General features: G+C 70.0%; 18 protein-coding genes and 2 tRNA genes. 14 read left to right on the top strand and 6 right to left on the bottom strand.

Going from position 1 to position 25789, the window contains the following annotated elements; genetic code table 11:
- Positions 1-2 precede the first annotated feature (2 nt).
- Together ACFSCV_RS13220 and ACFSCV_RS13215 are read right to left on the bottom strand one after the other, a co-directional pair.
- Positions 3-506 (bottom strand): CinA family protein, encoded by a 504-nt coding sequence (locus tag ACFSCV_RS13220; RefSeq protein ID WP_378800053.1) that lies wholly within the window; start codon positions 504-506, stop codon positions 3-5.
- A complete protein-coding gene (locus tag ACFSCV_RS13215) occupies positions 503-1732 on the bottom strand; it encodes a bifunctional 2-C-methyl-D-erythritol 4-phosphate cytidylyltransferase/2-C-methyl-D-erythritol 2,4-cyclodiphosphate synthase (RefSeq protein ID WP_378800052.1) in 1230 nt (409 codons plus the stop codon). The genes ACFSCV_RS13220 and ACFSCV_RS13215 overlap by 4 nt, the downstream gene beginning before the upstream one ends.
- A 180-nt stretch (positions 1733-1912) precedes the next feature.
- On the opposite strand from ACFSCV_RS13215, the gene dusB reads away from it, so the two are divergent.
- From dusB to ntrC, 3 genes are read left to right on the top strand one after another with little or no spacing between them, the layout of a single operon-like run.
- Positions 1913-2926, top strand: a complete 1014-nt coding sequence (gene dusB / locus ACFSCV_RS13210; protein ID WP_378800051.1) for a tRNA dihydrouridine synthase DusB — start codon at positions 1913-1915, stop codon at positions 2924-2926.
- Positions 2923-4047 (top strand): two-component system sensor histidine kinase NtrB, encoded by a 1125-nt coding sequence (locus ACFSCV_RS13205; protein ID WP_378800050.1) that lies wholly within the window; start codon positions 2923-2925, stop codon positions 4045-4047. Before dusB ends, ACFSCV_RS13205 begins: the two co-directional genes overlap by 4 nt.
- Positions 4048-4054: 7 nt before the next feature.
- Positions 4055-5497, top strand: coding sequence for a nitrogen regulation protein NR(I) (ntrC, locus tag ACFSCV_RS13200; RefSeq protein ID WP_271198843.1), 1443 nt, complete (start codon positions 4055-4057; stop codon positions 5495-5497).
- A gap of 12 nt (positions 5498-5509) precedes the next feature.
- Here the strand turns inward: ntrC and ACFSCV_RS13195 are convergent, their stop codons facing one another.
- The 3 genes from ACFSCV_RS13195 to ACFSCV_RS13185 all read right to left on the bottom strand — a co-directional run bounded on the left by ACFSCV_RS13195 (position 5510) and on the right by ACFSCV_RS13185 (position 8526).
- Positions 5510-7051, bottom strand: a complete 1542-nt coding sequence (locus ACFSCV_RS13195; RefSeq protein ID WP_378800049.1) for a TerC family protein — start codon at positions 7049-7051, stop codon at positions 5510-5512.
- A 50-nt stretch (positions 7052-7101) separates the two neighbouring features.
- Positions 7102-7764, bottom strand: a complete 663-nt coding sequence (locus ACFSCV_RS13190; protein ID WP_378800048.1) for an exopolysaccharide biosynthesis protein — start codon at positions 7762-7764, stop codon at positions 7102-7104.
- A gap of 93 nt (positions 7765-7857) precedes the next feature.
- Positions 7858-8526, bottom strand: coding sequence for a DUF2076 domain-containing protein (locus tag ACFSCV_RS13185; RefSeq protein WP_378800047.1), 669 nt, complete (start codon positions 8524-8526; stop codon positions 7858-7860).
- Positions 8527-9085: 559 nt separating this feature from the next.
- Between ACFSCV_RS13185 and ACFSCV_RS13180 the strand changes: the two genes are divergently transcribed.
- The 3 genes from ACFSCV_RS13180 (at position 9086) to ACFSCV_RS13170 (ending at position 13738) form a co-directional block, all read left to right on the top strand.
- Positions 9086-11338 carry a sensor histidine kinase NtrY-like gene (locus ACFSCV_RS13180; protein ID WP_378800046.1) on the top strand — a complete coding sequence of 751 codons (2253 nt, stop codon included), beginning with the start codon at positions 9086-9088 and terminating at the stop codon, positions 11336-11338.
- A 33-nt stretch (positions 11339-11371) separates the two neighbouring features.
- Positions 11372-12736 (top strand): nitrogen assimilation response regulator NtrX, encoded by a 1365-nt coding sequence (ntrX, locus tag ACFSCV_RS13175; protein WP_378800045.1) that lies wholly within the window; start codon positions 11372-11374, stop codon positions 12734-12736.
- Positions 12737-12874: 138 nt separating this feature from the next.
- The gene (locus tag ACFSCV_RS13170; RefSeq protein ID WP_378800044.1) at positions 12875-13738 is read left to right on the top strand and encodes a D-amino-acid transaminase; all 864 of its coding nucleotides are present in this window, start codon (positions 12875-12877) and stop codon (positions 13736-13738) included.
- A 59-nt stretch (positions 13739-13797) separates the two neighbouring features.
- On the opposite strand, the gene ACFSCV_RS13165 is transcribed toward ACFSCV_RS13170, so the two are convergent.
- Entirely contained in the window at positions 13798-15345 is a 1548-nt protein-coding gene (locus tag ACFSCV_RS13165) for a GGDEF domain-containing protein (protein WP_378800043.1), read from the bottom strand.
- A 314-nt stretch (positions 15346-15659) separates the two neighbouring features.
- Here ACFSCV_RS13165 and hfq point away from each other — a divergent pair, with 314 nt between their 5' ends.
- The 8 genes from hfq (at position 15660) to ACFSCV_RS13125 (ending at position 25575) form a co-directional block, all read left to right on the top strand.
- On the top strand, positions 15660-15926 hold the full coding sequence (gene hfq / locus ACFSCV_RS13160) for an RNA chaperone Hfq (protein ID WP_271198836.1): 267 nt from the start codon (positions 15660-15662) through the stop codon (positions 15924-15926).
- A gap of 40 nt (positions 15927-15966) precedes the next feature.
- Positions 15967-17352 (top strand): GTPase HflX, encoded by a 1386-nt coding sequence (hflX, locus tag ACFSCV_RS13155; RefSeq protein WP_378800042.1) that lies wholly within the window; start codon positions 15967-15969, stop codon positions 17350-17352.
- Between the two features lie 836 nt (positions 17353-18188).
- Positions 18189-19511, top strand: a complete 1323-nt coding sequence (proS, locus tag ACFSCV_RS13150) for a proline--tRNA ligase (RefSeq protein ID WP_378800041.1) — start codon at positions 18189-18191, stop codon at positions 19509-19511.
- An 8-nt stretch (positions 19512-19519) separates the two neighbouring features.
- Positions 19520-20800 carry a lipoprotein-releasing ABC transporter permease subunit gene (locus tag ACFSCV_RS13145; RefSeq protein WP_378800040.1) on the top strand — a complete coding sequence of 427 codons (1281 nt, stop codon included), beginning with the start codon at positions 19520-19522 and terminating at the stop codon, positions 20798-20800.
- The gene (locus ACFSCV_RS13140; RefSeq protein WP_378800039.1) at positions 20797-21519 is read left to right on the top strand and encodes an ABC transporter ATP-binding protein; all 723 of its coding nucleotides are present in this window, start codon (positions 20797-20799) and stop codon (positions 21517-21519) included. The genes ACFSCV_RS13145 and ACFSCV_RS13140 overlap by 4 nt, the downstream gene beginning before the upstream one ends.
- Before the next feature lie 297 nt (positions 21520-21816).
- On the top strand, positions 21817-25260 hold the full coding sequence (gene dnaE, locus ACFSCV_RS13135; RefSeq protein WP_378800038.1) for a DNA polymerase III subunit alpha: 3444 nt from the start codon (positions 21817-21819) through the stop codon (positions 25258-25260).
- Between the two features lie 140 nt (positions 25261-25400).
- A tRNA-Tyr gene (locus tag ACFSCV_RS13130) sits at positions 25401-25485 on the top strand.
- Between the two features lie 16 nt (positions 25486-25501).
- A tRNA-Gly gene (locus ACFSCV_RS13125) sits at positions 25502-25575 on the top strand.
- Positions 25576-25789: the final 214 nt, after the last annotated feature.

The raw sequence follows: 25789 nt of genomic DNA, 5'->3' as shown, positions 1-25789 counted from the left end.
CCTCAGCCGACGGCGGTCGCGCCGGCGGCCTCGCGCAGCAGGTCGAGGGCCTCGAGCACCGAGAGGCGGCGGATCTCGGCGCGGGTCAGATCGCCGAAGCGGCGCTCGCGGTGGAGCGTGGGACGGCCCGCGCGCGCGGCCGCGAAATGGACCAGGCCGACCGGCTTCTCCGCCGAGCCGCCGCCGGGACCCGCGACGCCGGTGACGGCGACGGTCAGGCCGACGCCGGCGCGGGAGAGCCCGCCTTCCGCCATGGCGCGCGCCACCTCCTCGCTCACCGCGCCGCGGGCCGCGATCAGCTCCGCCGGCACGCCGACGAGCGCGGTCTTGGCGGCGTTCGAATAGGTGACGAAGCCGCGGTCGACCACGTCGGAGGAGCCCGGCACCTCGGTCAGGGCGCCCGCGACGAGGCCGCCAGTGCAGGATTCGACGGTGGCTATGGTGAGGCCGGTGCCGCGCGCGAGGCGGAGAACCTCTTCCGCCAGATCGTAGGGCGTCGCGCTCATGCGAAATCCTCCGTGAAGGGCAGGCGGATGGTGGCGGAGGCGAGCGCGGCGAGGCCCTCGCGGCGGCCGGCGAAGCCGAGCCGCTCCGTTGTCGTGGCCTTCACGCCGACGCGGGAGACCGCGATGCCGGCGATGTCGGCGATCCGCGCGCGCATGGCCTCGCGATGCGGGCCGACCTTCGGCGCCTCGCCGATCACGGTGACGTCGAGATGGGCGACGACGCCCCCCGCGGCCCGCACCCGCGCGACGGCGTCCGCGAGGAAGCGGGCCGAATCGGCGCCCTTCCATTCCGGGTCGGACGGCGGGAAGTGCGCGCCGATGTCGCCGTCGCCGAGCGCGCCGAGCACGGCGTCGGTGAGGGCGTGCAGGACCACGTCGGCGTCGGAATGGCCGGAGAGGCCAAAGCCGTGCGGCACCTTCACGCCGCCGATGACCACATGGTCGCCGGGCCCGAAGGCGTGGACGTCGAAGCCGGTCCCCGTGCGCACGTCGCCGCGGGCGAGGAACTCGGCGCCGGCGCGTCGCAGCAGGGCGTCGTCGAACTGGTCGGGCGTGGTCAGCTTCACGTTACGGCTCTCTCCTTCGAACACCGCGACGGCGTGGCCCGCCCAGGCGAACAGCGCGCCGTCGTCGGTGAAGTCGTCGCGGCCGGCGGCGGCGGCGCGGGCGTGGGCGTCGGCGAGCTCTGCGTAGCGGAACGCCTGCGGCGTCTGCAGCGCGCGATGGGCGGCGCGGTCGATGGTCGCGCCCCGGCCGCCGTCGTCGCCCACGGCGCAGATCGTGTCGACCACGGCGACGCCCGGAACCGCGCCGCCGCGCGCCGTCGCGGCGGCGATGGCGCGGTCGATCAGCGCGGGGCTCGCGAACGGCCGGGCGGCGTCGTGCACCAGAACGATGTCGGGCGCGCGGCTCGCGAGCGATTCGAGGCCGGCGCGCACGGAGGCCTGCCGGCTGGCGCCCCCGAGGACCGGCGCGCCGAGCTTCGGCGCAGAATCCTCAAGCGTCGCGACCGCGGCGTCGTGGAGCGCGGCGTGCTCCGCGCCGATCACGATCCGCACGTCCGACACTGCGGGATGGTCGAGGAACAGCCGGGCGGAGGCGGCGAGCAAGGTGTCGCGGCCGATCGGGCGGAACTGCTTCGGCAGGCCGGCTCCGGCCCGGGTTCCGCCGCCCGCGGCGCAGATCACCGCGGCGACCCGCGGCGCGCCGTCATTCTGTGAGGCCATCGTTCAAAAACCCGGCGCGCGGCGGGGCGCCGCGGCTTCGCTGACGCGCCGTTCTAGCCGAGCCGGCGCGGCCTGTCGTGCGCGCAGGGGACGGATGCGTTTGCGACGTTGTGTCGGATCGAAAACTGTCTAATATGTGTGCACACACCCTCCAGATTAATTTGTGAGCAGAAGCGTCCCGTGCGGCCCGCCCCAACCTTCGCCATCGGCGCCGTGCTGCCGGCCAACGCAGTCCTTCTGGCGCCCATGTCCGGCGTTACCGACGTCGTGTTCCGGCGCATCGCCGCGCGGCTCGGCGCCGGGCTGGTGGTGTCCGAGATGGTCGCCTCGCGCGAACTCGCCACCGCCGACGACGAGGCCCGCCTGCGCGCCGAGGGCGACGGCATCGCGACCCACGTGGTCCAGCTCGCCGGCCGCGACCCCGCCTGGATGGCGGAGGCCGCGAAGGTCGCGGTCGGGGCGGGGGCCTCGGTGGTCGACATCAACATGGGCTGCCCGGCCAAGAAGGTGGTCGGCGGCCATGGCGGTTCGGCGCTGCTGAAGGACCTCGACCTCGCGGTCCGCCTGATCGCGGCGACGGTGGCCGCGGTCGAGGTTCCGGTCACGGTGAAGATGCGGCTCGGCTGGGACGCAGGATCGATCGTCGCCCCGGAGCTGGCCGCCCGTGCGGAAGCCGAGGGCGCGGCCATGGTCACGGTCCACGGCCGCACCCGCGCCCAGCTTTACGACGGCCACGCCGACTGGGCGGCGATCCGCGCCGTGCGCGAGCGGATCGCGATCCCGCTGGTCGCGAACGGCGACCTGACCCGCGAGGAGCACGCCCCCGCCATGCTCGAAGCCTCCGGCGCCGACGCGGTGATGATCGGCCGCGGCGCGCAGGGACGCGCGTGGTTCCCGGGCGCGGTGGCGGCGTTCCTGGCCGACGGCGTCGTCCGGCCCGCGCCCTCGCTCGACGCCCAGCGCGCGCTCGCCCGCGAGCATTACGAAGGCCTTCTGCATCTCTACGGCCGTGAGACCGGCGTGCGGCACGCCCGCAAGCATCTCGGCTGGAGCCTGGACGCGGCGGCGGAGACCGCCGGCGCGCCGGCGCCGGCCGCGGCCAAGGCCGCGACGCTGACGGCGCCGACGGCCGAGGCCGCGCTTGAGGCGCTCGACCGCGCCTATGACGAACTCGCGTGGAGGGCCGCCGCTTGAGCGTGAGCGCCAACCGTCCGAGGACCGGGGCCGGCGCGGCCGAGGCCGTGCTCAACGCGCTGCCGCACCCGGTCGTCTGCGTCGACGAGGAGGGCCGCATCGTCGACGTCAACGTCTCGGCGGAGGCGTTCTTCGAGACGAGCGCCAACACGCTCCGCCGCCACCACATCCGCGAGTTCGTGCCGTTCGGCTCGCCGCTGATCCAGCTCATCGACCAGGCCCGCGAACGCGGCGCGCCGGTCAACGAGTACCGGGTCGATCTCGGCACCCCGCGCAACGGCGGCGAGCGCATCGTCGACATCCACGTCGCGCCGCTGCACGACAAGCCGGAGATCCTGGTGCTGGTGCTGCAGGAGCGCACCATCGCCGACAAGATGGACCGCCAGCTCACCCACCGCAGCGCCGCCCGCTCGGTCACGGCGCTCGCCGCCATGCTGGCGCACGAGATCAAGAACCCGCTCTCCGGCATCCGCGGCGCGGCCCAGCTTCTGGAGCAGTCCGCGAGCGACGACGACCGCGCGCTCACCCGCCTGATCTGCGACGAGGCCGACCGGATCGTGAAGCTGGTCGACCGCATGGAGGTGTTCTCCGACGAGCGGCCGATCGAGCGCGAGGCGGTCAACATCCACGCCGTGCTGGAGCACGTGAAGCGCATCGCGCAGACCGGGTTCGCCCGCGGCCTGAGGATCGTCGAGGACTACGACCCGTCGCTGCCGCCGGTGTTCGCCAACCGCGACCAGCTCGTGCAGGTGTTCCTCAACCTCGTGAAGAACGCGGCCGAGGCGATCGGCGACGCGTCCGACGGCGAGATCATGCTCTCGACCGCCTTCCGGCCCGGCGTGCGACTGTCGGTGCCCGGCTCCTCCGCCCGCGTGAGCCTGCCGCTGCAGTTCACCGTGCGCGACAACGGCCCCGGCGTGCCGGACGACCTGCTGCCGCACCTGTTCGACCCGTTCGTGACCACCAAGCCCACGGGATCGGGCCTCGGGCTCGCGCTCGTCGCCAAGATCGTGGGCGCTCATGGCGGCATCATCGAATGCGAATCCCAACCGCGCCGGACGTCGTTCCGCGTGCTGATGCCGATGTTCACCGGCGGCGAGAGCCGTCGCGCAAGGAGCTGACACGTCCATGCCGCAGGGCAGCATCCTCGTCGCCGACGACGACGCCGCGATCCGGACCGTTCTCAGCCAGGCGCTGAGCCGCGCCGGCTACGAGGTCCGCTCGACGGGCAACGCCGCGACCCTCTGGCGCTGGGTCAGCCAGGGCGACGGCGACCTCGTCATCACCGACGTCGTCATGCCGGACGAAAACGCCTTCGACATGCTGCCGCGCATCAAGAAGGCCCGGCCGGAGCTGCCGGTCGTCGTCATGAGCGCGCAGAACACCTTCATGACCGCGATCCGCGCGTCGGAGAAGGGCGCCTACGAGTACCTGCCGAAGCCGTTCGACCTGAAGGAGCTGATCGGCATCGTCGGGCGCGCCCTGACCGAGCCCAAGGGCCGGGGCCCGCGCCGCAACGACGAGCCGGAGAACGACGAGATCCCGCTCGTCGGCCGTTCGCCCGCGATGCAGGACATCTACCGGGTGCTCGCGCGCCTGATGCAGACCGACCTCACCGTGATGATCTCGGGCGAGAGCGGCACCGGCAAGGAGCTGGTCGCCCGCGCGCTGCACGACTACGGCAAGCGCCGCTCCGGCCCGTTCGTCGCGATCAACATGGCGGCGATCCCGCGCGACCTGATCGAGGCCGAGCTGTTCGGCCACGAGAAGGGCGCCTTCACCGGCGCGCAGGCGCGCTCCTCCGGCCGGTTCGAGCAGGCCGAGGGCGGCACCCTGTTCCTGGACGAGATCGGCGACATGCCGATGGAGGCGCAGACCCGGCTGCTGCGCGTGCTGCAGCAGGGCGAGTACACCACCGTCGGCGGCCGCACCGCGATCAAGACCGACGTGCGCATCGTCGCGGCCACCAACAAGGACCTCAGGCTGCTGATCCAGCAGGGCCTGTTCCGCGAGGACCTGTTCTTCCGCCTGAACGTGGTGCCGCTGCGGCTGCCGCCCTTGCGCGAGCGCGCCGAGGACGTGCCGGACCTCGTGCGCCACTTCTTCACGCTCGCGGCCCGCGAGGGCCTGCCGCCGAAGCAGATCGACAGCGCCGCGCTCGACCGCCTGAAGCGCTACCGCTGGCCGGGCAACATCCGCGAGCTCGAGAACCTGATCCGCCGGCTCGCCGCGCTCTACCCGCAGGAGACGATCGGCGCCTCGATCATCGACTCCGAGCTGTCGCAGCCGCCGGCCAGCAGCATCGGCGACGAGGCCGCCGGCGCCGAGACGCTGACCGGATCGGTCGAGCGCCACCTCACCGCCTACTTCTCGGAGTTCGGCGAGGGCCTGCCGCCGCCGGGCCTCTACCACCGCGTCCTGCGCGAGGTGGAGTATCCGCTGATCTCGGCGGCGCTCGCCGCCACCCGCGGCAACCAGATCAAGGCGGCGGAGCTGCTCGGCGTGAACCGCAACACGCTGCGCAAGAAGATCCGCGACCTCGACGTCCAGGTGGTGCGCCTGACGCGCTGAGGGCCGCGGCGGTCAGGAGATCGCCGCGGCCTCGAGCCCGCCGATCCGCCGGCCGTCGACGTCCCGCGCCGTGAAGCGGAAGCCGCCCCAGTCGAAGCTCTCGCCGTTCTCGGGCAGCCGCCCGAGCACGCTGAGCGCGAAGCCCGCCACCGTCTCGTGGTCGCCGGCGTCGCGCATGCCGCGCAGCCCGAGCGCGCGCTCGGCGTCGTCGACCGGCATGCCGCCGTCGAGCCGCCACGACCCGTCCTCCCGCAGCACCGCGTCGGGCGTCTCGTCGCCGTCGCGCTCGGGCAGCGCGCCGGCGATCGCGGTCAGGATGTCGGTCGGCGTGACGAGGCCCTGCAGTACGCCGTGCTCGTCGACCACGATCGCCATGTGGATCGTCGACTCCCGGAAGCGTTCGAGCAGGCTCAGGATCGGCATCGTCTCGATGACGAACAGCGGCTCGCGGGCCGCGGCGCCGAGGCCGCCGGCCTCCACGCCGATCAGGTCCTTGGCGTGCACCACGCCGACCACCTGCTCCACGTCCGCGCGGCAGGCGGGGAAGCGCGAGCGCCCGCTCTGGCGGATCGCATGCAGCGAGGTCGCGAGGTCGGCCTCCACGTCGAGCCAGACCACGTCGCGCCGCGGCGTCATGATCGAGCGGACGGAGCGGTCGCCGAGCGTCAGCACGCGCTCGATCATCGAGCTTTCGGCGGGCGAGAACGCCGCGCCGCCGGCCTCCGACAGCGCCGCGACCTCGGCGTGGGCGTCGCTCGCGTTCTCCTGACGCCCGCCGCGCAGCAGGCGCAGCACCGCGTCGGCGGTGCGGTCGCGCAGGTCCGCGGTGGTGATCCGCCGGCGGACGTTGCGCCGGCCGATCTGGTTGAAGGCCTCGATCAGGATCGAGAAGCCGATCGCGGCGTAGAGGTAGCCCTTCGGGATGTGGAAGCCGAGGCCCTCGACCACGAGGCTGAAGCCGATCATCAGCAGCAGGCCGAGGCACAGGATCACCACGGTCGGATGACGGCCGACGAAGGCCATCAGCGGCTTCGAGGCCACCATCATCACGCCCATCGCGACCACCACCGCGATCACCATGATGGAAAGGTGCTGCACCATGCCGACCGCGGTGATGACGCTGTCGAGCGAGAACACCGCGTCGAGCACGATGATCTGCAGGATCACCTGCCAGAACACCGCGTCGGCCGGGCCGCGCTGCTTGTCGTGGGTCGCGCCTTCGAGCCGCTCGTGCAGCTCCATCGTGCCCTTGAACAGCAGGAACAGGCCGCCGCCGATCAGGATGATGTCGCGCCACGAGATCTCCGAGCCGAGGACCGTGAACAGCGTCTCGGTCAGCGTCACGATCCAGGAGATCGAGGCCAGCAGGATCAGGCGCATGATCAGCGCCAGCGACAGGCCGAGCAGCCGCGCCTTGTCGCGCTGATGCTCAGGCAGCTTGTCCGCGAGGATGGCGATGAAGACGAGGTTGTCGATGCCGAGCACCACCTCGAGCACGATGAGGGTGGCGAGGCCCGCCCAGGCGGCGGGGTCGGCGATCCATTCGAACAGCATGGGGCTTCGGCGCGGCCGCGCGGGGCCGCTCCGTCCTTCTCAATGAGAGGTCAGTTGAAGACGTTGGCGATGAAGAAGAGGACGCCTGTGACGATGGCGTAGAGCACGCCCCAGATCACCACGAGCGAGGCGACCGCGGTCGCGAGCCCCGCCACGATCCAGACGCCGTCGCGCTCCACCACGCTGAGCGACAACAGGCAGATCGCGAGCGCCGGCAGCATGTTCCCGAGCGGGATCGGCAGGAACAGGATCACGGCGAGAAGGAAGCAGACGAGGCCGATCGCGTATTCGGCAGGCGGCTCGACCAGCCGGCCGAGCCGGGGCCGCAGCAGGCTCTCGGCCTTCGCGAGCCAGGGCGCCGCCTTGTTGACGACCGCCGCGAAGTCGGAGCGCGCCATGGAGCGGTCCGCGATCAGGCGGGGCAGCCAGGGCTTCAGTCCGAGCGCGAGCTGCGCGGTCAGGAAGATCAGCGGCGCGCCGAGCACGGCGGAGGTGCCGGGCGGGGTCGGCAGCACGTTCGGCAGCGCGAACACGAACATCAGCGTGCCGACCGCGCGGTCCTGCATGACGGCGAGAAGATCGGCGACCGAGACGCGGTCACGGCTTGTGTCGTTGGCGATGCCGAAAAGGATTTCGGAAAGCTTTGGCCCCCGCGGCCCGCCATTACGGCTGAGCGCGGCGGCCGCGATACTCGAAGGATCGGACGAAGGCATCAGGTCCTGTTGGGCGCGACGGCAAGACACAGAAGCGTAGCACGCCCGGCTGCGCGTGCGGGGGAGCCGCGCCGCCGGGCGATAACGTTTTCGTCAGATGGCTTCGTCGTCGCCGCCGAAGAACGAGTCGAAGACGCCGCCGCCGCTGTCGTCCGCCACGGGTTCGGCCGCCGCGGGCTCCGCCGCCGGCGTCTCAGCGGGCGCCGCAGCCGGGGCCTCGGCCGCCTGAGCCTCTCCGCCGCCGCCGAACATGGAGCCGATGGCGTTGCCGATCAGCACGCCGCCCGCGACGCCCATCGCGGTCTGCGCCGCGCCGGCGAGGAAGCCGCCGCCGCGGCTGGGCTGCGCCGCCGCCTGTCCGGCCGCGCCCTGCCACGGCGACCCGGCCGGAGCGCCGGTTGGAGCGCCGATGGGGGCGCCCATCGGCGAGCCCAGGGCCGAACGGCCCGGCGCGCTCTGAGGCGCGGCCGCCGGCCGCGGCGCCTGGGAGCCGCCGCCGAACAGGCCGGACAGGAAGCCGCCGCCGCCGGCGGGGCGTTCGGAGGCCTGCCGCTCCAGCTCCTCGATGCGCTGCTGCGCCTGATTGAGCGCGTGGTCCTGCATCACGATGGTCTGCGCCATCAGATAGGGCGCGTTGGGATTGGACGAGACGCGCTCGCGGATCAGGGCGTCCGCCTCCGCATCCTTCGGCGGGCTGCGCCGGTCGACGTCGTCGAGGCGGTTGAACAGCCCGTCGATCGCCTGGCGGTCCTGGGATTCCATCTCTTTCGTTCTCCGCGTCAAAGGACGACAGCGCGAGCGCCGTCGCCGCGCCGAAATGGCGCGTTAAAATTCTGGGCGATGTTCGTGGAAGCATGACGAACGCGCGCCCGCCGCAACGGGGGCTACAATTTCGATAGCGAGTCAGTCGTTCGTGACCATGCCAGAAAAATATAGTTCACAGGTCACGATCTGTCGATCGGTAGGCGATCACAGTTTTGTATGTCTCGGCAGAGTAGACTTCGGATGGTGGGTTTAGTCTCGGATATGGCGGCGAGAAAGGGGCGATAAGACTTGGATTGCGGCCGCGAGCCGGCGTCCCGGGGAGGGAACCCGGAGTTCCGGTCGGGAGTACGCCGGTGACCCCAGGTCTTCCGGCTTTGGGGGGCAGGGGGACGGTCCCGCCGCGCCGCTGTCCACAGCCGGCCGCGCCGCGAAGTTGTCGCATTTGTACAACAGTGTGCTTCCGTTGCATCATACGCGGAACGGCGACTCGCGATCGGGGGAGAGCGCCGCCCGGCCGATGGCCGCCATGACCGCGCCTCCGTCGTAACGAGTGGCAATGCCGAGCGACACGCCCGCCGCAGCACACGACCTGCCGATCGTCGCGCCCGAACGGCGCGGGCCGGGCGTGCTCGGTCCGGTCTGCGTGGTCGCCGCGCTCCTCTCCGCGCTCGTCACCTTCGTGGTGCTCACCGGCCGGTTCGACATCGAGCCGACCGAGGAGGCGACGCGGATCGCGGTCTACGTCAACGCCTCCTTCGTCGGCCTGCTGCTGCTGATCATCCTGTGGGAGGCGCGCGCCTTCTGGATCGCGCGGCGGCGCGGGCAGGCGGGGTCCCAGATCCACGGCCGGCTCGTCGGGCTGTTCTCGATCGTCGCGGTGACGCCCGCGGCGCTGCTCGCGATCTTCGCGGTGGTGACGCTCGACCGCGGCTTCGACAGCTGGTTCTCGACCCGCGTGCGCGAGATCGTCGACAACTCGCTGGTGGTCGCGCGGGCCTATCTCAACGAGCACGCCCGCTCGATCCGCGGCGAGATCCTCGCCATGGCGAACGACGTCAACCGCGCGCGCCCGCTGTTCGACAACGACCGCGCCCGCTTCGTGGAGTTCTTCACGGCGCAGGCCACGATCCGCGGTCTGCCGGAGGCGCAGCTCATGCGCCCTGACGGCACGGTGGTCGAGCGCGCCGCCATCAAGATCGGCCGCGAGTTCCCGCGGCCGCCGCTGGTGGACGTGCAGGGCGCCGCCGCCGATGAGCCGACGCTGCTCGCGCCCGGCCGGCAGAACGCCATCGGCGCGGTCCTGAAGCTCTCGGCCTATGACGACCTGATCCTGTTCGTGGCGCGGCCGGTCGACCCGCGGGCGAACAGCTATCTACGTCTCGTCGAGCAGGGCGCGGAGGAATATTCCGCGCTGACGCTACGGCGGCCGCGTATCCAGGCGACCTTCGCGCTGCTCTATCTCGTGGTCGCGCTGTCGCTGCTCTTGGCCGCGATCTGGTTCGGGCTCGCCTTCGCCAACCGGCTGGTGTCGCCGATCAGGCGGCTGATCACGGCCGCCGATCAGGTGAGCCAGGGCAATCTCTACGTCCAGGTGCCAGTCAAGCGGAAGCAGGGCGGCGATCTCGGCGGCCTCGCCGAGACCTTCAACAAGATGACCTCCGAGCTGCGCTCGCAGCGCAACGAGCTGGTCGACGCCGCCGAGCAGATCGACAGCCGCCGTCGCTTCACCGAGGCGATGCTGGCGGGCGTGAGCGCGGGCGTGATCGGCATCGATCCGTCGGGCCGCGTCACGCTGATGAACCGCACCGCCGAGAAGCTGCTCGGCGCGCGCGAGGCCGGGCTGCTCGGCCTGCCGCTCGGCGAGGCGGCGCCGGAGTTGAGCCCGCTGGTGGAGGCGGCCGTCGGCGGCGCGCAGCGGCTGGTGCAGGGCCAGGTCACGATCATGCGCGGGGGCCGCGAGCGCACCGTCAACGTGCGTTTCACGACCGAGACCTCCTCGGCGGAGGAGCACGGCTACGTCGTGACGCTCGACGACATCACCGAGCTGGTCGCGGCGCAGCGCACCTCGGCCTGGGCCGACGTCGCCCGGCGCATCGCCCACGAGATCAAGAACCCGCTGACGCCGATCCAGCTCTCCGCCGAGCGCATCCGCCGCAAGTACGGCAAGGTCATCGTCGAGGAGCGCGAGGTCTTCGACCAGTGCACCGACACGATCATCCGCCAGGTCGACGACATCAAGCGCATGGTCGACGAGTTCTCCTCCTTCGCGCGCATGCCGAAGCCGACGATCGAGGAGGAGGACCTCGCCAAGGTGGTGAAGCAGGGCGTGTTCATGATGCGCGTCGGCTATCCCGACATCCGCATCGAGCTGTCGGGCGCCGACGAGCCGGCGATCGCGCGCTTCGACCGCCGGCTGATCAGCCAGGCCGTCACCAACATCGTGAAGAACGCCACCGAGTCCGTGCACGCCGTGCCGGAGGACGTCCGCGGCGAAGGCCGCATCGACGTCTCCGTGCGCCGCGACGGCGACCTCGCCGTGATCGAGGTGGTCGACAACGGGACCGGACTGCCGGTCGAGAACAGACAGCGGCTGTTGGAGCCCTATATGACCACGCGTGAAAAAGGCACGGGGCTCGGCCTCGCCATCGTCGGCAAGATCATGGAGGAGCATGGCGGCGGCGTGGAGCTGCAGGACGCGCCGGGCGTCGCCTCGGGCGGCCGCGGCGCGATGGTGCGGCTCTGGTTCCCGGCCCGCGCCGGAGCCGAAGCGTCCGTGGTCGCGTCCCCCCGCGGCGCCGGCGGCGCCTGAACCCCCAATCGACCGGAGAGCTCGAGCCCGAACATGGCGACCGACATCCTCATCGTCGACGACGAAGCCGACATCCGCGAACTCGTCGCCGGCATCCTTCAGGACGAGGGGCATGGCACGCGCACCGCGCGCAACTCGGACGAGGCGTTGGCCGAGATCGAGAAGCGCCGGCCGCAGCTCGTCTTCCTCGACATCTGGCTGCAGGGCTCCAAGCTCGACGGCCTCGAGATGCTCGACATCATCCACGCCCAGCACCCCGATTTGCCGATCGTGATGATCTCGGGCCACGGCAACATCGAGACCGCGGTCGCCGCCATCAAGAACGGCGCCTACGACTTCATCGAGAAGCCGTTCAAGGCCGACCGGCTGGTGCTGATCGCCCAGCGCGCGCTCGAGGCCTACCGGCTGAAGCGCGAGCTCAGGGACCTCAAGCGCGGCTCCGCGCACCCGACCCGCTTCGTCGGGCGGTCCACGGTGATGAACCAGCTCCGTGGCGCGATCGAGCGGGTGGCGCCCACCAACAGCCGCATCCTGATCGCGGGGCCCTCCGGCTCCGGCAAGGAGCTCGCGGCCCGCACCATCCACAACGCCTCCGCCCGCGCCGGCGGCCCGTTTGTGCTGATCAACGCCGCCGCCATCACGCCGGAGCGGATGGAGGAGGAGCTGTTCGGCGTCGAGGGCGTCAACGGACAGCGCAAGATCGGCGCGCTGGAGGAGGCTCACGGCGGCACGCTGTTCATCGACGAAGTCGCGGACATGCCGCGCGAGACCCAGAACCGCATCCTCCGGGTGCTGGTGGAGCAGACCTTCACCCGCGTCGGAGGCACGACCCGCGTCTCGGTCGACGTGCGCATCATCTCGTCGTCGTCCCGCAACCTCGAGAACGAGATCGCCGAGGGCAACTTCCGCGAGGACCTTTTCCACCGGCTCGCGGTGGTGCCGGTGCGCGTGCCCGGCCTCGCCGAGCGGCGCGACGACATCCCGGAGCTGATCGATTTCTTCCTCGAGCAGATCTCCTCCACCACAGGCCTGCCGAAGCGCGCCATCGGCGAGGACGCCATGGCGGTGCTGCAGAGCCACGACTGGCCGGGCAACGTCCGCCAGCTCCGCAACAACGTCGAACGGCTGATGATCCTCGCCGGCGGCGCGCCCGACGCGGTCGTCACCGCCGACATGCTGCCGTCGGAGATCGGCGCCATGGTGCCGCCGATGCCGCGGGGCGAGGGCGGCGAGCAGCTCATGGGGCTCGCGCTGCGCGAGGCGCGGGAGATCTTCGAGCGGCAGTACCTGCTGGCCCAGATCAGCCGCTTCGGCGGCAACATCTCCCGCACCGCCGAGTTCATCGGCATGGAGCGCTCGGCGCTCCACCGCAAGCTCAAGGCGCTCGGGATCGGGTGACCGCTTTTACGCAGAATGCGCCGTCGTCCTCCGGCTTGACCGGAGGGCCCATCTTCGACGTGGAACGCGATGGCGCGATGGATGGTCCGTTCAAGCCGGACCATGACGCTTTTTCCTAAACCGTCCGGAACCTGAACGATGTCCCGCATCGCCTACGTCAACGGCCGCTATGTCCCCCACGCCGACGCCGCCGTCCACATCGAGGACCGCGGCTACCAGTTCGCCGACGGCGTCTACGAGGTCTGCGAGGTGCGCGACGGCGCGCTGATCGACGAGGAGCGCCATCTCGCGCGGCTGTGGCGCTCGCTCCGGGAGCTGGCGATCCGGGCGCCCATGGGCGAGGCGGCGCTGAAGCTGGTGCTGCGCGAGACCATCCGGCGCAACCGCGTCCGCGACGGCATCGTCTACCTGCAGGTCACCCGCGGCGTCGCGCGGCGCGACCACTACTTCCCGGCCCCGGACACCGCGCCGGCGCTGGTCGTCACCGCGCGCTCGATCGACCGGGCCAAGGTCAACGCGGCGGCGGAGGCCGGCGTCAAGGTCATCACCACGCCCGAGAACCGCTGGCCGCGGGTCGACATCAAGACCATCGGCCTGCTGCCGAACGTGCTGGTCAAGCAGCAGGCGAAGGAGGCCGGCGCGCGCGAGGCCTGGTACGTGGACGCCGACGGCCGCGTCACCGAGGGCGGCTCCACCAACGCCTGGATCGTGACCGGGGAGGGGGTCATCGTGACCCGCCCCGCCGAAAGCGGCATCCTGCGCGGCGTCACCCGCGCCACCGTGCTGGAGGCCGCGCAGAAGCTGCAGATGCGGGTCGAGGAGCGCGCCTTCACGGTCGAGGAGGCGAAGGCCGCCAAGGAGGCCTTCAACACCGCCGCGACCGCGATCGTCACGCCGGTGGTCGCGATCGACGGATCGCCCGTGGGCGACGGCCGGCCCGGCCCGGTCGCGCTGGAGCTGCGCCGCCGGTTCCACGAGTTCGCCGCCCGCGCGGCGGGATGAGCCGGCGGGCGAGGGGCGGTCCGCGCGCCGCCCGCGCCAACCTTCTCCGAGCGGCCCTGCTACGACACAAGCGGAGTAGGGCCGCTCGCGTCGGCCGGGCCGCCCGGTGAGGCGGGCCGAGGGCTGAAAGACCCGCAGACGACCCGGTCGCGGCCGGCTTCCTTCGCCCGGTAGAGCAGCGCGTCCGCTTCCGCCAGCAAGGCGTCGACGGAGACGCCGGCGCCTTGAGGCACGAAGACGGCCCCGATGCTGGCGGTCGTCCTCACCTCGCGGCCGTCGCGGACCGTAAGCGGTCGGCTGACCGCGAGACGAACCCTCTCGGCGATGCGCCAGGCCTCCGAACTGGAGCAGTCCCGCGCCAGCACTGCGAACTCTTCCCCGCCCAGTCGGCCGATCAGATCGCCGGGCCGCAGACATTCGCGCGCGCGCCGCGTGAAGGCGATCAGCACCTCGTCTCCGCCGGCGTGTCCGTAACGATCGTTCACCGCCTTGAAGTGATCGAGGTCGATCATCATCACGGCGCACGACCGCCCGGCGCTCGCTAGGACGCCGGCGGCCAGCTCCCGGAAAGCGCGGCGGTTCTCCACGCCCGTCAGCGGATCGCGGCTCGCGAGACGCTCGAGGTCCGCGAGAAGAGCGCGGTGGCTCCGCATGACGCTCGCCAGCATGACCGGGGCGAGCGCGACCAGCGACGCGCCCAACCTTATGGAGATGAGGGTCATCTCGTCATAGTGCTCGACGGGACCCGGGACATAGCCGGTCGAAACGACCACGAGGGTCCAGACCCCGAACAGCAGGGTGAACAGGGTGGTGGCGAACACCGGATAGACGAGGCCGCACCAGAGTAACGCCGGCACCGGAAAAACGATGGCGCCGGGCCCGCCGATCCAGACGCCGGCGATGCATGCGAGCGCGAACGCCGTCATGGGCGCGAGGTCCGGTTTGCGGAACAGCCGCCCCGACGTGATCCGCGCGACCCCCGCCCCGCCCAGGGACGGGAAAGCCAGAATGACGGGCAGGACGGTGAGGTAGTTCACGAACTCGGTGGCGAACCAGAACATGAAGCCGCTGGCCACGCCCCCGCCGAAGAGGATCGGATTGGCTGCGCCCCCGACGATCCCGGCCGCCAGCCCTCCCGCCGCGGCCGCGAGAACCAGTTGCAGCATTGAAGCGGGGTCCTGAAGGCGCGCCGCGCCGGCCGGAAGCTGCAGGAAGACGAAATACCCCGCCGCGACGCCGACGAGATTCGCGCCGTTTAGGATCGACCCCTTGACGAGCGACGACCCGGTAAGGAGGTCTACGGCCATGTAGGCCGCGGCGGATGCGACCCATCCCGCGGCGGTCGCCGAGCGCGGCATGCGGATCAGAAGTCCGAGCATGATGGCGTTCGCGGGCCAAAAATTGGCCAGAAAGCCGACAGGTCGCGTGTAGACGCCGAAGAGACACGCGAAAAAAATCGCAAGTCCCAGGATCAACGGCGGACCGAAACGGAATGTGCGCGTCCGGCCCGGCTCCGCATCGATAATGCGGCGCTCTTTGTCCATGGGCGTGCCGATATTCATCTGGTGACCATCTCGCAGATCAGACGAACCGGCCGATGGCGTCAATCTGATAAATCGATCGCGTCGCTGTCCTTGCGGACGTTCTCGACGCTGACGACGAAAGAACGTCGCTCCGGGGGGCAGCGCGCGGCGGCGGCCGGATGCGCCGGCCGGCGAGGGGAGCGGCCCGTTGCGACGATCACGCTCTTGCGAAACGGCGGCGGGGCGCCCTTAATAAGGAGACGTGGGCGTCCAGCGCCCGCGGACGCAGCATCGGGGCGGCTCAGAAAAAGAGAACGCGGGTCGCTCCAGAATGGGACAGCCGGCGGAAAGCCCTGGCCTTTGCTGTCGGTTGAGCCTTTACAAGGAAGAAGAACAACATGGCGGCCGAGCGCGCTCAGAATCTTCAGGACACGTTTCTCAACAACGTCCGCAAGAACAAGGTCCCGCTGACGATCTTCCTCGTCAACGGCGTCAAGCTTCAGGGCGTCGTGACGTGGTTCGACAACTTCTGCGTGCTGCTTCGGCGGGACGGCCACTCGCAGCTCGTCTACAAGCACGCCATATCCACCGTGATGCCGGGCCACCCGATCCAGTTGTTCGAGCCCGAGGACGACGCCGAGCCGCCGGTTCGCGGCGGACGCTGACGCCGCCCCGGCCGGGCGGTCCGGCCGGAAAGCGAGACGCATGGCGACGGAAGACTTCGACGATTCGCATGACGGCCCCGCGCAGGAGCGCGAGCGGGGCTTCGTGACCCGGCGCGCCGACCTGACGCGGGCGATGGTCATCACGCCCGTGCTCGGCCGCCGTTCCGCGGACGAGGCCGTGCGCGCGCCCGAGGCGCGGCTGGAAGAAGCGGTCGGCCTCGCGCTCGCCATCGACCTCGACGTGCGCGAGCGGAAGCTCGTCCAGCTTCAGGCGGTGCGGCCCTCCACCTTCATCGGCAAGGGCAAGGTCGAGGAGTTCGCGGGCCTCGTGAAGGCCGAGGAGATCGAGCTCGTCGTCGTGGACACGGCGCTGACGCCGGTGCAGCAGCGCAACCTCGAGAAGGCGCTGGGCGCCAAGGTGCTGGACCGCACCGGCCTGATCCTCGAGATCTTCGGCCGCCGCGCCCGCACCAAGGAAGGCACGCTCCAGGTCGAGCACGCCCATCTCACCTGGCAGAAGAGCCGGCTCGTCCGCTCCTGGACCCATCTGGAGCGCCAGCGCGGCGGCTTCGGCTTCCTCGGCGGCCCCGGCGAGACCCAGATCGAGGCCGACCGCCGGATGATCACCGAGCGGATTCTCAAGATCGAGCGCGAGCTGCAACAGGTGAAGCGCACGCGCGGGCTGCATCGGGCGGGGCGGAAACGCGTGCCCTATCCGGTGGTTGCGCTGGTCGGCTACACCAACGCTGGAAAGTCGACCCTGTTCAACCGGCTGACCCGCGCCGAGGTGGTCGCGGCCGACATGCTGTTCGCGACGCTCGACCCGACGCTGCGCTCGATCACGCTGCCGCACGGCGCCCACGCCATCCTGTCCGACACGGTCGGCTTCATCTCCGAACTGCCGACCCAGCTCGTCGCCGCCTTCCGCGCCACGCTGGAGGAGGTGATCGAGGCGGACGTCATACTGCATGTGCGCGACATCAGCCACGAGGACGCCGAGGCGCAGGGGGCGGACGTCGCCGCGGTGCTGAAGGAGCTCGAGATCGATCCGGCCGACAGCGCCCGCGTGATCGAGGTCTGGAACAAGATCGACCGGCTCGCCCCCGAGGCGCGCGAGACCCTGGCCGCGACCGCGGCCCGGCGCGACCCGGACGCGCGGCCCGTGCCGGTTTCCGCGCTCACGGGCGAGGGCGAGGACGTCCTGCTCGCCGCCGTCGAGCGGCGGCTGTCGGCGAAGCGCGAGACGGTCGAGGTGCGGGTCGCGCCAGAGGACGGCGCCGGCGTCAACTGGCTGTTCCGGCACTGCGACGTGCTGGAGCGCCGCCCCGCCGACGACGGCGCGACCGAGGTCGTGGTCCGGATCGAGCCCGGCCGCGTCGAGGGCCTGCGCCGGCGCTTCGCCAGCCTGCGCGCGCTCGACGCCTGACGCCGGCCGCTGAACGACGCGAACCGTAAGGCTCTGCGCCGCGGGCCGCGATCTGGTCGTGAAGCGCCCTGTCAAAGACTTGGACGCCCGCGTGAAGGCGCGATCCTTTCCGGTCGGGAAGGCTTCGTTCGCGATCAAGGCCCAACGGCCCTCCGCGGGAGCCGGACGGCCGTGCTCCTGCGTCCTGCCCCTGCGCGCCGGAAACGCGTCGTCATGATCCGGCTCGACCGGACCATCCAAAGCCGTGGGGCGCCCGCCGCCCGTTGCGCTGTGAAGAGCGCGGCGGCGGGTGAACGTTTCACGGAAATGAACCCGGCGTTCACCCGAACGGGCCGGGTTAACCCGCCTTCGCCCGTTCCGGAGGGCCATGGGCGAGGGGGCGTCTAAGCCGCGCGCTGCCCAAAAAAAGCGCAAAAAAAAGCAGAGCTGGAGCTCTGCTTCTTTCGAGTTCCTCGTTCGTGTCCGTTTTGCGAAGCGCCGCGAGCGGTGCGGGACTTCGGCGCTTCCTCATGGCGTTCCGACCTTGCGGACCGCCAAACGGACTTCCTCCCAAGACTTGGACCGATGTTTATTCCGGTCTGGCAACGGAACCGGAAGGCCCTCTTTATTTGGTCACGTTAGCCTGCCGTCTCGCGCTTGTCATCATCCTGAGCATGCGGCGCCGAAAAAAAGTGCGTGAGACACACAGCTCGTCGCCGCCGGCTTGCCCAGCGCGCGAAGCCCCTGTCGGAAGCGCCCATCAGGGCTTGTGTTTTCGGGGGGCATCGGGTTTCGTTCCGGCCTCGCGCGGCCACGTTTCAGGCCTTGCGCCGCCGTCCTCCGGAGCCTCCCGACCAATGCGTGCCAGCCGTTACTTCATGCCGATCCTGCGCGACGCGCCGAAGGAGGCCGAGATCGTCTCGCACCGGCTGATGCTGCGGGCGGGCATGATCCGCCAGGAGGCGGCGGGCATCTACGCGTGGCTGCCGCTCGGCCTCAAGGTCCTGAACAACATCACGAAAATCGTGCGGGAAGAGCAGGATCGCGCCGGAGCGATCGAGCTGCTGATGCCGACGATCCAGCTCGCCGACCTCTGGCGCGAGAGCGGGCGCTACGACGCCTACGGCAAGGAGATGCTGCGCATCAAGGACCGGCGCGACCGGGAGATGCTGTACGGTCCGACCAACGAGGAGATGATCACCGAGATCTTCCGCGCGAACGTCCGCTCCCACAAGGATCTGCCGAAGAACCTCTACCACATCCAGTGGAAATTCCGTGACGAGAGGCGGCCGCGATTCGGCGTGATGCGCTCGCGCGAGTTCCTGATGAAGGACGCCTACTCCTTCGACATCGACCAGGCGTCGGCGAAGACTTCGTACAACCGGATGTTCGTCGCCTACCTGCGGACCTTCGCGCGGCTTGGCCTGAAGGCGATCCCGATGCAGGCCGACACCGGCCCGATCGGCGGAGACCTCAGCCACGAGTTCATCATTCTGGCGAAGACCGGCGAGAGCGAGGTGTTCGGCCACAACGACTATCTCGACTTCGAGACCCCCGGCGCGGACGTCGATTTCGACGACGCCGAAGGCCTGCAGGCGATCGTCGACCGTTGGACCAGCCTCTACGCCGCGACCGAGGAGAAGCACGACCTCGCCGCCTTCGAGGCGCTGCCGGAGGATCGCCGCTTCGCCGCGCGCGGCATCGAGGTCGGCCACATCTTCTACTTCGGAACCAAGTACTCCGAGCCGATGAAGGCCTATGTGACCGGCCCGGACGGCAAGGACGTCCCGGTGCATATGGGGTCCTACGGCATCGGCCCGTCGCGCCTCGCGGCGGCGATCATCGAAGCCGGCCACGACGACGCCGGAATCATCTGGCCGGATGCGGTCGCCCCGTTCAGGGTCGGGCTCGTGAACCTCAAGCCCGGCGATTCGGCCTGCGACGCGGCGTGCGAGGATCTCTACGCGAAACTCAAGGGTCTGGGGCTCGACGTGCTGTACGACGACACCGACGACCGCGCCGGCGCGAAGTTCGCGACCATGGACCTGATCGGCTTGCCGTGGCGGCTTGTCGTCGGGCCGAAGGGGCTCGCCTCCGGCATGGTCGAGCTGAAGCGCCGCGGCTCCTCCGCGCCCGAGCAGTTGAGCGCTGAATCGGCGCTCGCCGCGCTCTCCCGCTGACCGCCGGAATGGCGACGTCCATGGAACCGGCCGGCTCGACGCGACCGTTCGCGCCGTTCGAATGGATGATCGCCGGCCGCTACCTCCGGGCGCGCCGCAAGGAAGGCTTCATCTCGGTCATCGCCGGCTTCTCCTTCCTGGGCATCACGCTCGGCGTCGCGACCCTGATCATCGTCATGGCGGTGATGAACGGGTTCCGGACGGAGCTGCTGACCAAGATCCTGGGGATCAACGGCCATGTGGTGGTGCAGCCGATCGACGGGCCGCTGACGGACTTCGCCGAGGTCGCCGAACGCCTTTCAAAGGTGAAGGACGTCAAGTTCGTCATCCCGCTGGTGGAGGGGCAGGCGCTGGCCTCCTCGCCGTCGGCGTCGGGCGGCGTGTTGGTTCGGGGCCTGCGGGCGCAGGATCTCGGCAAGCTCCAGCTCGTCTCGCGCACGATCCGGGACGGGACGCTCGAAGGCTTCGATGACGGCGAGGGCGTCCTGATCGGCCGACGCCTCGCCGACCAGCTCGGCCTGCGCGCCGGCGACACGCTCCAGCTCGTCACGCCGAAAGGCGCGGTGACGCCTATGGGCGTCACGCCGCAGATCAAGAGCTACCGGGTCGCCGCGATCTTCGAGATCGGCATGTCGGAATACGACGCCGCCTTCGTGTTCCTGCCCTTCGCCGAAGCCCAGGCCTACTTTAACCGCGAGGACGACGCTTCCGCGATCGAGGTCTATCTCGACCATCCCGATCAGGTGGCGGCCGCGAAACCGCTGCTGCAACAGGCGGCTGGACGGTCCGTCTATCTGCTCGACTGGCGCGACCGCAACAGGACCTTCTTCTCGGCGCTCGAGGTCGAGCGCAACGTCATGTTCCTGATCCTCACCCTGATCGTGCTGGTGGCGGCGCTGAACATCGTTTCCGGCCTGATCATGCTGGTGAAGGACAAGGGCCGCGACATCGCGATCCTGCGCACCATGGGCGCGACGTCGGGCGCGGTGATGCGGGTGTTCCTGATCACCGGCGCCAGCATCGGCGTCGTCGGCACGCTCGCGGGCTTCGCGCTCGGCATGATCGTGTGCTGGAACATCGAGGCGATCCGGGCCTTCATGGCCTATGTCACCAACACCGAGCTGTTCTCCCCGGAGATCTATTTCCTGAGCAGGCTTCCGGCCGACCCGAACGTCGGCGAGACGGCGACGGTGGTGCTCATGGCGATGGCGCTGTCCGTCATCGCTACGCTCTATCCGTCCTGGCGGGCGGCCCGGCTCGATCCTGTCGAGGCGCTGCGTTACGAATGACCGAGTATGGCGTCGTCGAGAACGAGGATTACGCCGAAGCGCCAGCGCCGCTGCTGGAGCTCGACCGCGTCGTCAGGCGTTATCGGCAGGGCGTCGAAGCGCTGGAAGTGCTCTCCGGCGCCTCGCTGACGCTTCAGGCCGGCGAAGTGGTGGCGCTGGTCGCGCCGTCCGGCACCGGCAAGTCGACACTGCTGCACGTCGCCGGGTTGCTGGAGCGTCCCGACGAGGGCGAAGTCTATCTCGACGGCCGCCCGACCGCGGCGCTCGACGACGCCGCCCGCACCGCGCTCCGCCGCAACCAGGTCGGCTTCGTCTACCAGTTCCACCACCTGCTGCCCGAATTCTCCGCGCTCGAGAACGTGGTGCTGCCGCAGCTCATCCGGGGGCTCGCCGCCGCCGAGGCGAAGCGGCGCGCTTCCGAACTGCTCGCCTATCTCGGCCTCGGCGCGCGCCTGTCGCACCGCCCGGCCGAGCTGTCCGGCGGCGAGCAGCAGCGGGTGGCGATCGCGCGCGCGGTCGCGAACGCTCCGCGGCTGCTGTTCGCCGACGAGCCCACCGGCAACCTCGACCCGGGCACCTCCGCGCATGTCTTCGAGACCATGACCGCGCTCGCCCGCGCGTCCGGGCTCGCCGCCGTGGTCGCGACGCACAATCTCGAGCTCGCGGCGACGCTCGACCGGAGGATCACCCTCCGGGACGGCGTGCTCGTCGACGCCTGACATTCGTTAACCCTGCTGCAGACACCAGACCGTTTCCGTTTGACATCGGCGCAACAAGGAACAAAAAAAGAACATAACAAGTTCAAACAGGAGTTGCGTCATGGTCTGGACCACCACCCGCGCGATCGTCGGAGGGGCTCTCGAACTCGGCTCCGTGGCGTTGTTCATGGGAGCGCTGCTGGTGTGGGCGGACGTCCTCAGCGCGGTCTGACGGAGCGAAAGTCTGTGGACCGACGTGAACTCCGCGCCTCGGCCCGCGGCGGCCGGGAGTAGGATGGCCGCAGTCGGGAGGCGGTGATGAGCGCGAGCGGACTGAAGAACGAACCCGGTTTCGTCCATCTGCATGTGCGTTCGTCGTTCTCGCTGCTCGAAGGCGCGCTGACGATCGCGAAGCTCGCCGCCGTCGCCAAGGCCGACCGGATGCCGGCCGTCGCGCTCACGGACAACAACCTGTTCGGGGCGCTCGAATTTTCCGAGAAGCTGGCGGGGGCGGGCGTCCAGCCGATCGTCGGCATGGCGCTCGACGTGGAGTTCGCGGACCGGGAGGAGCGACCCGGTCGTCCCGGTCGCGACACGCGCCGCCCGCTCATAATTCTGCTGGCGCGGTCGGAGATGGGCTATCGCAATCTGATGGCCCTCGGCAGCCGCGCCTTTCTGGAAAGCGACGTCAACGAGGGGCCGCACGCCACGCTTGCGATGCTCGAGGCGCATCGCGACGGGCTGATCGCGCTGACCGGAGGTCCGGAAGGACCCGTCGACCGGGCCTTGTCGGACGGCGTCGAGGACATCGCGGCGGCGCGTCTCGACCGGCTGGCGGGGCTCTACGGCGATGCGCTCTATGTCGAGCTGCAGCGCCACGGGCTCGCGAGCGAGCGGGCGGTCGAAAGCGCGCTCGTCAATCTCGCCTACGCCCGCGGCCTGCCGCTCGTGGCGACGAACGGCGCCCGTTTCGCGGAACGAAGCGATCACGAGGCCCATGACGCCCTGATCTGCCTCGCCGAAGGCCGCTTCCTGGCGGAGGAGCAGCGCCGGCAACTGACGCCCGAGCACGGCCTCAAGAGCCGCGCCGAGATGGTGGCCCTGTTCGCGGACCTGCCGGAGGCGACGGCGAACACGGTCGAGATCGCGCGGCGCTGTTCGCACCGCCCGCGCACGATGAAGCCGATTCTGCCGCGGTTCACAGTCGGGGACGGGGAGGCGGCCGACGAGGCGTTCGAACTCCGCCGGCAGGCGGAGACGGGCCTCGCCGCCCGCCTCGCCGCCCATGGGCCGGCTCCCGGCCTGGCGGTCGAGGACTACGAGAAGCGTCTCGCCTTCGAGCTCGGCGTCATCGAGCGGATGAAGTTTCCGGGCTACTTCCTGATCGTGTCGGACTTCATCAAGTGGGCGAAGGATCAGGGCATTCCGGTCGGTCCCGGCCGCGGCTCGGGCGCCGGCTCGCTGGTGGCCTATTCGCTCACCATCACCGACCTCGACCCGTTGCGGTTCGGCCTGCTGTTCGAGCGCTTCCTGAACCCCGAGCGCGTCTCGATGCCGGACTTCGACATCGACTTCTGCCAGGACAGGCGCGAGGAAGTGATCCGCTACGTCCAGGATCGCTACGGCCACGACCGCGTCGCGCAGATCATCACTTTCGGCACGCTGCAGGCGCGCGGCGTGATGCGCGACGTCGGCCGCGTGCTGGAGATGCCCTACGGGCAGGTGGACAAGCTCTGCAAGCTCGTGCCCCAGAACCCGGCGAATCCGGTCACGCTGAAGCAGGCGGTCGTCGACGAGCCCAAGCTCGCCGAGGCGCGGACGGAGGACGAGAAGGTCGGGCGCATGCTCGACATCGCGCTGAAGCTCGAGGGATTGTACCGGCACGCCTCGACCCACGCGGCCGGTATCGTGATCGGCGACAGGCCGCTTTCGGAGCTGGTGCCGCTCTACCGCGACCCGCGCTCCGACATGCCGGTGACCCAGTTCAACATGAAGTGGGTCGAGCCGGCGGGCCTCGTGAAGTTCGACTTCCTCGGGCTGAAGACGCTGACCACGCTGACGACAGCGGTGAACCTGCTCAAGCGGCGCGGCGTGTCGGTCGATCTCGAGAAGATCCCGCTCGACGACGAGGCGACCTACGCCATGCTGTCGCGCGGCGAGACGGTCGGCGTGTTCCAGCTGGAAAGCGCCGGCATGCGGCGCGCGCTCGCCGACATGAAGCCGGACCGCTTCGAGGACATCATCGCCCTCGTCGCGCTGTACCGTCCGGGGCCGATGGCCAACATCCCGGTCTACTGCGCCCGCAAGCACGGGCTGGAGAAACCCGAATATCCGCATCCGAAACTCGCCCCGATTCTCGGGGAGACCTTCGGCGTCATCATCTACCAGGAGCAGGTGATGCAGACGGCGCAGTCGCTCGCGGGCTATTCGCTCGGCGAGGCGGACCTGCTCCGGCGCGCCATGGGCAAGAAGATCCGCTCCGAGATGGACGCCCAGCGCGAACGCTTCGTGTCCGGCGCGGTGGAGCACGGCATCGGCAAGGCGGACGCCTCGACCATCTTCGACCTGCTGGCGAAGTTCGCGGACTACGGCTTCAACAAGAGCCATGCGGCGGCTTACGCGCTGGTCGCCTACCAGACGGCCTATCTCAAGGCGAACTACCCCGTCGAGTTTCTGGCGGCGTCCATGACGCTCGACATGGGCTCGACCGACAAGCTGGCGGAGTTCCGGCAGGAGGCGCTGAGGCTCGGCATCGAGGTCAGGCCGCCTTGCGTGAACCGCTCGTCGGTCGCTTTCGACGTCGAGGACGGCGCGATTCTCTATGCGCTCGCGGCGCTGAAAGGCGTCGGCGGGCAGGCCGTCGCGGGGCTCGTTGCTGAGCGCAGGGAGCGGCGCTTCGCCGATGTCGCCGATTTCGCGCGCCGGCTGGACCCGAGGGCGCTGCCGAAGCGCGCGCTGGAGCAGATGATCCAGGCGGGCGCGCTCGACGCGCTGGAGCCGAACCGGGCGCGCGCGCTCGCCTGCGTCGAATCGATCATGGCGATCGCCGCGCGCACGCGCGATTCGGCCGAGGTCGGGCAGTCGGACATGTTCGGCGCGGCGGCTGACCCGATTCGGCCCGCCGCCCACGAGAGCTGGTCGACCGGCGAACGGCTGAAGCGTGAATACGAGGCGATCGGCTTTTTCCTGTCCGGCCACCCGCTCGACGACTATCGGCCTCTGCTCGAGAAGCTGAGGGTCCAACGCTATGCGGACTTCGTCGCGGCGGCGAAGCGGGGCGCGACCGGAGGGCGGCTCGCGGCGACGGTGCTGACGCGCCAGGAGCGCAAGACCAAGACCGGAAACCGCATGGGAATCGTAACGCTGTCCGATCCGAGCGGGCATTACGAGGCGGTGATCTTCTCCGAGGGCCTCGCGCTGCACCGCGATCTGCTGGAGCCGAACACTCCGGTGATCGTTTCGGTCAGCGCGGCGGTCGAGGGCGACGACGTGCGCCTGCGTCTCGAAGGCGTCGAACCTCTCGACCAGGCCGCCGAGAAACTGTCGCGGTCGGTGCGGATTTTCCTGCGGGAGCCGGAGCCGCTCGAGGCGGTCGCGCGGCGGCTGCAGCCGGGCGGAGACGGCGAGGTCAACGTGGTTCTGGTGCTGGAGGAAGGCGCGACGGAGGTCGAGATTCGCCTGCCGGGACGGTACCGGGTGTCGCCCCAGATCGCGGGCGCCCTGCGTACGGTGCCGGGGGTGGTCGCGGTCGATGCGGCGTGATCCCCGGTCTGGACCGAGCCTGCGCGTTTAGCGGTTGACAGGACCCTGCGCGGCCCCCTAAAGCACCCCCCGCGAAAGCAGGTCGCAAGGCTCATGCGTTCGCTGATCGTCTCGGCGTCAGCCTGGACGGATCAGACCGTGGAGGGGTGCCCGAGTGGTTAAAGGGGACGGACTGTAAATCCGTTGGCTCAGCCTACGTTGGTTCGAATCCAACCCCCTCCACCACCGTCCGATCCGACCTGCGGGTGTAGCTCAATGGTAGAGCAACAGCCTTCCAAGCTGATGACGAGGGTTCGATTCCCTTCACCCGCTCCATACGCCGCCTGAGGCGTCTCGTCGGGACATGCGACGGCGTCCCGCGGGACGCCGCTTGCAAAATGCCGTCCGCCGGTTCTAAACAGGCGCCGCGCCGTCGACCCGTCGATCGCCTTTCGTGTCATTCAGCCACCGCAGGACCTAGTTAAGAGCCATGGCCAAGGAAAAGTTCGCGCGGACGAAGCCGCATTGCAACATTGGCACGATTGGTCAC

It is taken from the genome of Methylopila henanensis (assembly GCF_042681025.1).
GTDB lineage: Bacteria > Pseudomonadota > Alphaproteobacteria > Rhizobiales > Methylopilaceae > Methylopila > Methylopila henanensis.
The sequence above is the reverse complement of the archived record's forward strand: the minus strand, read 5'-3'. Positions and strand labels throughout refer to the sequence as shown.